The organism is Paenibacillus marinisediminis (assembly GCF_054343325.1).
In genome coordinates this window covers 72,833-81,593 of sequence record NZ_JBTGUH010000012.1, presented here as the reverse complement: position 1 = coordinate 81,593, position 8,761 = coordinate 72,833, and the positions used below count along the sequence as shown (strand labels likewise).

8 protein-coding genes are annotated in these 8,761 nt (G+C 48.5%); 5 read left to right on the top strand and 3 right to left on the bottom strand.

Features of this window, described 5'->3' with window-relative positions; genetic code table 11:
- Positions 1 to 1,107: 1,107 nt before the first annotated feature.
- The 3 genes from bioB (at position 1,108) to ACXX53_RS20080 (ending at position 4,410) form a co-directional block, all read left to right on the top strand.
- Positions 1,108 to 2,109, top strand: a complete 1,002-nt coding sequence (bioB, locus tag ACXX53_RS20090; protein ID WP_458570472.1) for a biotin synthase BioB — start codon at positions 1,108 to 1,110, stop codon at positions 2,107 to 2,109.
- A gap of 204 nt (positions 2,110 to 2,313) precedes the next feature.
- Positions 2,314 to 4,038: a SulP family inorganic anion transporter gene (locus tag ACXX53_RS20085; protein ID WP_458570471.1), complete on the top strand. Its 1,725-nt coding sequence runs from the start codon at positions 2,314 to 2,316 to the stop codon at positions 4,036 to 4,038.
- A gap of 36 nt (positions 4,039 to 4,074) precedes the next feature.
- On the top strand, positions 4,075 to 4,410 hold the full coding sequence (locus ACXX53_RS20080; protein WP_458570470.1) for an ArsR/SmtB family transcription factor: 336 nt from the start codon (positions 4,075 to 4,077) through the stop codon (positions 4,408 to 4,410).
- Between the two features lie 92 nt (positions 4,411 to 4,502).
- On the opposite strand, the gene pfkB is transcribed toward ACXX53_RS20080, so the two are convergent.
- A complete protein-coding gene (gene pfkB, locus ACXX53_RS20075) occupies positions 4,503 to 5,435 on the bottom strand; it encodes a 1-phosphofructokinase (RefSeq protein ID WP_458570469.1) in 933 nt (310 codons plus the stop codon).
- Between the two features lie 40 nt (positions 5,436 to 5,475).
- The gene (locus ACXX53_RS20070) at positions 5,476 to 6,345 is read right to left on the bottom strand and encodes a class II fructose-bisphosphate aldolase (protein WP_458570468.1); all 870 of its coding nucleotides are present in this window, start codon (positions 6,343 to 6,345) and stop codon (positions 5,476 to 5,478) included.
- A 230-nt stretch (positions 6,346 to 6,575) separates the two neighbouring features.
- Between ACXX53_RS20070 and ACXX53_RS20065 the strand changes: the two genes are divergently transcribed.
- The gene (locus tag ACXX53_RS20065; protein WP_458570467.1) at positions 6,576 to 7,376 is read left to right on the top strand and encodes a DeoR/GlpR family DNA-binding transcription regulator; all 801 of its coding nucleotides are present in this window, start codon (positions 6,576 to 6,578) and stop codon (positions 7,374 to 7,376) included.
- Positions 7,377 to 7,436: 60 nt separating this feature from the next.
- Here the strand turns inward: ACXX53_RS20065 and ACXX53_RS20060 are convergent, their stop codons facing one another.
- The gene (locus tag ACXX53_RS20060; RefSeq protein WP_458570466.1) at positions 7,437 to 7,748 is read right to left on the bottom strand and encodes a hypothetical protein; all 312 of its coding nucleotides are present in this window, start codon (positions 7,746 to 7,748) and stop codon (positions 7,437 to 7,439) included.
- A gap of 446 nt (positions 7,749 to 8,194) precedes the next feature.
- On the opposite strand from ACXX53_RS20060, the gene ACXX53_RS20055 reads away from it, so the two are divergent.
- Positions 8,195 to 8,710 carry a PTS sugar transporter subunit IIA gene (locus tag ACXX53_RS20055; RefSeq protein WP_458570465.1) on the top strand — a complete coding sequence of 172 codons (516 nt, stop codon included), beginning with the start codon at positions 8,195 to 8,197 and terminating at the stop codon, positions 8,708 to 8,710.
- Positions 8,711 to 8,761: the final 51 nt, after the last annotated feature.

The following is an 8,761-nucleotide window of genomic DNA, read 5'->3' as shown; positions in this document are numbered from 1 at the left end:
AACGTCTCGTTGTACCGCTGTCTTGTTTCACTCATGTCCGACACCTCTTTGTTTTAATAGACTCATTATCTGTGTGATATTAAGAGATGTCCACTTTTTATTCTAGGTCCAATAACCCCGTTACCTCACGCGCGACACGCTGAGCAAGCCTCGCCGCACATCTGTAACTGGTTAAAACCCCGTTAACGCCCTCCACGAGCTCGCCCCAAGCACTGTAACAGGTAAAAACCACGTTACCTCACGCGCGACACCCTGAGCTAGCGCCGCCGCACATCTGTAACTGGTTAAAACTCCGTTAACGCCCCCAACGAGCACGCTTCCCGAGCTGTAACAGGTAAAAACCCTGTTATCGCACGAGTGGCACCCTGAGCTAACGCCGCCGCCCTTCTGTAACTGGTAAAAACCCCGTTAACGCCCCCAACGAGCACCTTTCCCACGCTGTAACAGGTGAAAACCCTGTTACCTCACGCGCGACACCCTGAGCTAGCGCCGCCGCACATCTGTAACTGGTAAATACCCCGTTAACGCCCTCCACGAGCACCTTTTCCGCGCTGTAACAGGTAAAAACCCTGTTATCGCACGCGTGACACGCTGAGCAAGCCTCGCCGCACATCTGTAACAGGTAGAAACCCCGTTAACGCCGTCAGCGATCACGTTTCCCCGTGCGGTAACAGGTAAAAACCCTGTTACCGCATGCTCGACACCCTGAGCTAGCGCCGCCGCACATCTGTAACTGGTAAATACCCCGTTAACGCTCCCAACGAGCACATTTCCCCGCGCTGTAACAGGTAAAAACCCCGTTATCTCCCGCACGCCCCACTGAGCAGGTCCCACCGCACATCTGTAAATGGTTAAAAAGTAGCATCGTCATTAACCCGTACTTGCGATGAACGTGGGAATAAGATAAAATCAACAATTGTAATATTAACCACATAACTAACCAGAAAGGTTAACGCATATGATAATCAGTTACGATATACCATGGATTTACGGTTTATATCAACCTAGACCCTATTCTGATTATCCACTATCGTTAACGTATTATCTTGTGCGCGAGAATGATGTTATCTGAGTTTCATGAACCTATAAAATGATGGAGGCGACAGAATGACTGTTCATACACAAGCGGCTGTAGATTGGAAGGCGCTAGCTCAGCGCGTTATTGCTGGTGAGAGCGTGACGCGCGGCGAGGCGCTTCAGGTGCTTCGCGCGGATGACGATGACCTGCTGGCCGTGATGGATGCTGCGTTTATGATTCGACGCCATTACTATGGGAAGAAAGTAAAGCTTAATCTGATCATCAACGCGAAGAGCGGCCTATGCAAGGAGGATTGCGGCTATTGTTCGCAGTCGCGCAATTCAACAGCGCCAGTGAAGAAGTACTCGCTGCTGGAGAAGGAAGTGCTCGTTAGCGGAGCGCGCAAAGCAATGGAGATGCAAGCAGGCACCTATTGCATCGTGGCAAGCGGACGTGGTCCGACTCCTCGCGAGCTGGAGCAGGTCGTAACGGCGGTCGAAGAGATTAAAGCGACCATGCCGCTCAAGATCTGCGCTTGCCTGGGGATCTTATCGCAAGAGCAAGCCGCGCGATTGAAAGAAGCGGGAGTTGATCGCTACAATCACAATTTGAACACGAGTTCAGATCATTACTCCCATATCACCTCAACCCATACATTTGAAGATCGTGTACATACCGTAAATACATCTAAGACGGCAGGCATGTCCCCTTGCTCGGGTGTCATTATCGGCATGGGGGAGACCGATGAGCAGCTAATCGATGTAGCGTTCGAGCTTAAAGCATTGGACGCAGATTCGATTCCAGTTAACTTCCTTAATGCGATTCCCGGCACCGCGCTGGAAGGGATGTCTGCTCTGAATCCGCGGCACTGCTTAAAGGCGCTGGCGTTATTCCGTTTCGTCAATCCTACAAAAGAGATTCGTGCTTCGGGCGGTAGAGAGATCAATCTGCGTTCCATGCAGGTGATGGCGCTGTATGCGGCTAATTCGGTGTTCGTGGGGGATTATTTGACGACAGAAGGTCAAGAGGCGTCTGCCGATTATAAAATGATCGAAGATCTCGGCTTTGAAATCGAACAATGTGCGCTGTAATCATACCGTATGAGTGAATAAACGAATTAGCTGAGCAACGCAGCCATCCTCAACACACTGGGGATGGCTTTTTGTTGTACATTTAAAATTTGATAGGATGAGAAATCTTCTATAGACATTGTGCATAAAATGAGTTATAAGTGTTAATATTCAAATATTTGAATATACGATAATTATAAAACAAAAAAGGGAAGAAGGATTTTCGTGAAGAGAAGGATATCGGACCGCCTAGTGGGATACTCGCTTCAGTCATTACGCAAGGATATGCTGGCAGGGTTAGTAGTTGGTGTAATCGCAATCCCGCTCGGAATGGGCTTTGCTATTGCTTCAGGTGTGAAGCCGGAATACGGTATTTACACAACGATTATTGCGGGTATTATCATTTCCATGCTGGGTGGTTCGAGGTTTCAGATTGGCGGTCCTACGGGCGCATTTATTCCTGTGCTGCTCGGTATTGTTGTGACCTATGGCTATGAGAATCTATTGATTGCAGGCATATTAGCGGGAATTATGCTGTTCCTAATGGGTGTATTCAAGATGGGCTCACTCGTTCAATATATACCGCAATCCGTTACGATTGGATTTACCACGGGGATCGCGGTTACCATTTTTACAGGACAATTAGGGAATCTGTTTGGTTTAACGGATCTAAAGAAGCATGAATACTTTATCCCCAATATGCAAGAGTTTGTAACCCATCTGTCTGGCTGGAATGGATACAGTCTCCTAACGGCGCTTATTTGCTTCGTGTTAATATTGCTTGTACAGCGATACTTGCCTAAAGTACCAGGCTCATTGGTTGGATTGGTCGGCTCTAGTATCTTAGCAGCCGTTCTGTTTCCGGGACAATTGCCGACAATCGGCTCAGCATATGGAGAGATTCCAAGAGCGCTTCCAAGCTTCCATTTGCCAGAGTTTGATCTCGAGAACTGGTTGAACATGCTGCAGCCGGCATTCGTTATCGCGATGCTCGGCAGCATTGAATCCCTTCTCACCGCTGTAGTTGCAGATGGAATGACGGGGGACAGACATGACAGCAACCGTGAACTGCGCGCGCAGGGCATTGCGAATATTGTAACGCCGCTATTTGGAGGTATCCCAGCAACAGGGGCTATCGCCAGAACAGCAACTAACATTAGAAGTGGAGCAGTCTCTAAGCTGTCGGGTATTATTCACGGTGTCGTCGTGCTACTGGTGCTGCTCTTGTTCGCTCCGTATGCTTCAGCTATTCCTTTGGCCGCTATGGCCCCTGTACTTATGCTCGTGGCTTGGAATATGAGTGAGCGTAAACAATTTGCCCATATCCTTGCGACTCGTACAGGTGATTCGATTATAATAGTAGTTACATTCCTGCTCACTGTGTTTACGAATCTGACGATTGCCGTAGAAGTAGGACTTCTGATCGCGGTTCTCTTGTTCGTTAAGCGTTCAAGTGATACGGTACAGGTCACACAAGTGCTTCCTGACCTTAAGGATACCGATCTTAAGATGAGCTCCACGATGGTAACAGATCGGCACGATTGTGACCAAATTACGATCTATACGATAAATGGTCCGTTATTCTTTGGAGCTGCACGTGTATTTAATGGTATGATGGACAAAGCAGTGGAGCGCCAAGCGAAAGTCGTTATTATTCGAATGGCATCCGTTCCATATATGGACGTGACAGGCGCATCAATGCTTAGAAAAGCAGTCAAGCGCTTAAAGCATCAAGGAGCTAAGGTGCTTATATCCGGAATTCAAGCGCAGCCGCGTGAAGTGTTGGAACGAGTAGGCGTTTATGATGAAATTGGCGCAGCTCAGTTCTTTGTTCGTACCTTTGAGGCAGTGAGTTACGCCACTACGCTTGTCGACCCTAATCGCTGCGCTGAATGTCGTAATTATGCGTTTCAGGAATGTTCACCATTAGACGCTGTGGAAACCATTTGAACATAGTATTACAACTACTACTTCGGGAGGGATGACATGAACTTGGAGTTACAACAATTTAAAGCTGAATTCTTTAAGGCGCTGTCTCATCCTTTACGGATCCGAATACTAGAGCTGCTAGCGGAAGGTCCGAAAAATGTGAATGAGCTGCAAACCCTTGTTGGAACAGAAGGTTCAGCAGTTTCTCAGCAGCTAAGTGTACTTCGCGCCAAAAATATCGTCACCGGTACAAAGGAAGGCAATCGTGTGCTTTACGAGCTTCGTGATCCTATGATTATGGATCTGCTGCAAATTGCACGCCAGCTGTTCAACAATCATCTGATCGATACGATCACGATGTTAGATAAGTTTTCGGATGAACAGTCCAGCTAGTTCTTCCGGACAGCAAAAAGAGGCGGTTCCCTGAGTAGATCATTCTACTTAAGGAACCGCCTCTTTGTTTGTTGTGAGCTATACGTATTCGGTTAATCGATCTCAGTAACGACAACCTGCGGCATAATCGCTTCCAGATCCTCCAGCCGTACGCTGCCAGCCGCAGGCATCAGTGCGTTTGCGGTACCGCAAGCCGCGCCTAAGCGAAGCTGGTCCGCCGCGGACATACCGCGTTTCGCCGCTACGACGATGCCAGCGAGCATGGAGTCGCCGCAGCCGACCGTGTTCACCACCTCGATCGATGGAATCGCAACACGGTAGAGGCGGCCGCCCATACCGGCAATGGCGCCATCGCCGCCGAGCGATACAACGACGTTCTCGACGCCGTCGTTCATCAAGCTGATGATCGCGGCCTTAACAGCGGCCTCGTCGAGGGCAGTGCCTCCCGTCAGCTTCAGCACCTCGTGCTCGTTCGGCTTGATGAGGTGCGGGCGAGCAGACACGCCTTGAATCAGGGCGTCTCCGCTTGCATCCAGCACAGGCACAGCGCCCGCAGCGCGTATAGCTGATGTCAGCTCGGCATAGAACGAGACGGGGCAGCCCTGCGACAGGCTGCCGGACATCACGACGTGGCTGGCTTCTGCCGCCAGTGCTGTAATCTTCTGAAGCACCTCAGCGAGAGCTGCTTCGTTCAAGACAGGTCCAGCTTCGAGCAGCTCAGTCTGCTGCGACTTCAGCGGATCAATAATGTTCAAGCAGAGCCGTGATTCGCCATCTACATGCACGAAGTCGTGTCGGATCCCTTCCCGATCCAGCTCCGCTTCGATGTAGCGGCCGTTATTGCCCGCCACGACGCCGGTGGCAATCACATCTTCGTTCAAAGTTCGAACTACGCGAGCGACATTAATCCCTTTGCCGCCAGCGTACGAATACATCTCTTGTATGCGGTGCAGACTGCCCGGTTGAAAGCCAGGCGCCATATATGTCTTATCGATTGCCGCATTCATCGTAACCGTAACAATCATTATGATAAACCTCCGATCGCATCATTCAGAAGAACAATGCTTATCGTACCACATCGGCCTTGCCATCGCAGCCAGCCATGTAAATCTTCGTCATCGCCAGGTCCTTAACGGCTTGCTTCGCAGGCACCATATACTTGCGAGGGTCGTTCTCATCGGGATTCAGCTGGAACACCTGCTTAATCGCGTCTGAGAAGGCGATCCGCAGCTCAGTAGCGACGTTGAACTTCGCCATGCCATTCTGCACGCAGCGTTTCACCTGCTCTTCTGGAATGCCGGAACCGCCGTGCAGCACGAGCGGAGCCTTAACGAGCTTCGCGATCTCTTCTAATCGATCGAATGCGATTCTTGGCTCTCCCTTATAGATACCGTGCGCTGTGCCGATTGCAGGCGCCAGTGTAGGAACGCCTGTCAGTTCCACGAAGCGCAGGCATTCTTCCGGTACAGCGAGACGAGCATCTGCGTCTTCGACGACGATATCGTCCTCTACGCCGCCAACCTTGCCGAGCTCCGCCTCAATATTGACTCCAGCAGCTTTAGCTACTTTAACAACCTCTTGTGTACGGCTCACGTTCTCTTCAAATGGATGCATCGAAGCATCGATCATGACAGAAGTGTATCCAGCACGAATGCACTTGACGATAAGCTCATAATCAGTGCAGTGATCCAGGTGCAGCGCGATCGGTACCGATGCTTGACGTGCAGCAGTCTGAGCAGCTGCGACAATATATTCAGGTCCAAGATGCTTGACGGTACCTACCGTCGTTTGTAGAATGAGCGGCGCATTGCATTCTTCAGCAGCTTCAACGACAGCTTGCAGCATTTCCAATGTATGTACGTTGAAGGCAGTAATCGCAAAGCGTCCCTCTCTTGCAGCTTGCAGCATAGATGTGGATGTAATGAGATGACCCATAATTGCAGCTCCCTCCTAGGTTATGATTGAAACGATCAAAATTATGATTTATAATTTCATTATCTTGAGTATATGATAGGAAGATTAATCATGTCAAACAAAAATACGGGAACTTATTCGCTTTGATTTGGTTTGACGAATGCAGTAGAAACCGTACAATAGATACAAGGTAAGTATGGAATGCAGCGGTCCAGAAGGACTGCTCTATTAGAGGAGGCGCTTAGCAGTTGATGAGCGAGAATTTATCTAAGGGCGATATGCGCCGGAAGCAGATCATGCAGTGGATGAAGCAGCATGGACGCATAACGATTCCGGAGATGCTGGACAACTTTGATTGTTCCGAAGCGACAGCACGGCGCGATCTGGATATATTAGAGAAGCGAGGCGAGCTTATACGCACGATCGGGGGCGCTATCTTTGAAGGCAGCGGCAGTGTGCGTGAAGTCACTTTTCAAGAGAAGAAGCAGCTGCTGTGGCTGGAGAAGGAAGCGATCGCGAAACGAGCGGCATCCTTGGTTGAAGAAGGCGACAGCGTCTGTTTAACCGGAGGAACGACGACCTATCTTATCGCCAAGGAGCTGAAGCAGAGGCAAGGAATTACCGTCGTTACGAATGCGGTCAACATTGCGATGGAGCTTGCAGACAGCGAAGGTGTACAAGTCGTCGTCATCGGAGGCGTTATGCGTAACAATACGTATGAGCTGTCAGGACCGTTAGCGGAGAAGATCATTCAGTATCTCAACATTGAGAAGGTATTCATGGGGATAGATGGTTTCTCTATTACAAAAGGCATTACAACATACTCGGAGCTGGAAGCAGAAACAGCGCGAATGCTAATGGAGCGTGCGGAATCTACATATGCGGTGTTCGACCACACGAAGGTTGGCAAGGCATCGCTCTTCTCTGTAGCTCCGATTCGTGCTTTAACAGGCGTTATAACCGATCGAAGACTGCCGAAGGAAGCAGAGGAGCTGGCGCGTGAGCTTGGCGTGGACATTGCGATCGCAGATGTGCATGCTTCACGAAGCTAATATTAAGATGTCAGCACATAAAGAACCGTCAGAGAATGAATGGATCCCTGACGGTTTTTCTTATTGTTTATGAGACTCCTCGATCCAGGAAATAACCAGTTTGGACTTACCGGAATCGGCGTCTTTTTCGGTCATAACCTGTAAAAAATGATTATCGATACTGCCGGAATGAAAGGACATCTCATCTGTAACGGTCGACATTGTATCCTTGTATCCCTGATCCTTTAAGAAATCACTGTACAACTGGCTAATATCTTTTATTGACATATCGGCTTCTAATGTAATCGTTACAGTGCTGGCGCCATCGACGGTACTCGTGATCGAGCCTTCTACTTTTGCATTCTTGGGAAGGGGAATGTCTTTCGGGAACACCTACCCATTGATTTTATAGTAAAACCTAGGTATACCGCTGAAGTAATGCGGACTTAAGTATTCTATAATAAATGGATATATATGTAAATCATACTTATTTCTTATTGGACTCATTCCTTCAGGTTAAATGCTTGTATGATTTGGATATGTACAGAGCATGTTATGAGTACATGCTTAATCGATGTAGAGTAAGGTTTTATAGGAAAATGGGAAATAATACACAACCCTTGCACTCGCTTGCATCCGCTAACACTGCATGATAATATTTAGTCAAGAATATTACATTGCATAATAGCGTGTTACTAGTGCGACTAGGCATGAGCTAAGCGGCTGTTCACAGGGTGGACTGCATGCTTTAGCGCATGCCTTTTTTGATTGTACATTTCCCTGTAATAACATAAACCGCTTACATAGCGGACAGGCGCTTAGCATTCGTGAATGAGATTATGGACACTAGAATGAATAAGGAGGAACAATTCATGTTTGGTTTCGGTAAGAAAAAGAAAACAGTTTCGATTACAGCTCCTATGACGGGTAAAGTAGTGCCGCTTGAGCAGGTTCCGGATCCTGCGTTTTCTCAGAAGATTATTGGTGATGGTATCGCCGTAGAACCTGATCAAGGCTTGCTAATCGCTCCATTTGACGGACATGTTGTGCATCTCATTGATTCGCGTCATTCCTTGGTGCTTGGTCATGATTCAGGATTAGAGCTGCTTGTTCATATCGGGGTTAACACCGTTTCATTGCAAGGCAAGCCGTTCAAGACTTATGTGAAAACTGGCGACAAGTTCAAGAAAGGCGACAAGCTGATTGAGTTCGATATGGACATGATCAAGGCTGAAGGCCTGCCAGTCATTACACCAATTGTTGTAGCTAATGGCGATGCTGTTGCCAGCATGAAAGTCCATGAAGGCTCCATCACAGCGGGTTCTGGCGAATTAATGGAAGTTATCATGAAATAATCAAGTCCTGTCGGACTTAAATATTCTCATATATTTAAAGGAGAGAGCTAT

What these genes read in the sequence shown, in the direction of transcription:
- ACXX53_RS20080 (WP_458570470.1), top strand. Translation starts at nt 4,075, where the DNA reads ATGAACTTGGAGTTACAACAATTTAAAGCTGAATTCTTTAAGGCGCTG.
- ACXX53_RS20055 (WP_458570465.1), top strand. Translation starts at nt 8,195, where the DNA reads ATGGACACTAGAATGAATAAGGAGGAACAATTCATGTTTGGTTTCGGT.
- ACXX53_RS20065 (WP_458570467.1), top strand. Translation starts at nt 6,576, where the DNA reads ATGAGCGAGAATTTATCTAAGGGCGATATGCGCCGGAAGCAGATCATG.
- ACXX53_RS20070 (WP_458570468.1), bottom strand. Translation starts at nt 6,345, where the DNA reads ATGGGTCATCTCATTACATCCACATCTATGCTGCAAGCTGCAAGAGAG.
- pfkB (WP_458570469.1), bottom strand. Translation starts at nt 5,435, where the DNA reads ATGATTGTTACGGTTACGATGAATGCGGCAATCGATAAGACATATATG.
- bioB (WP_458570472.1), top strand. Translation starts at nt 1,108, where the DNA reads ATGACTGTTCATACACAAGCGGCTGTAGATTGGAAGGCGCTAGCTCAG.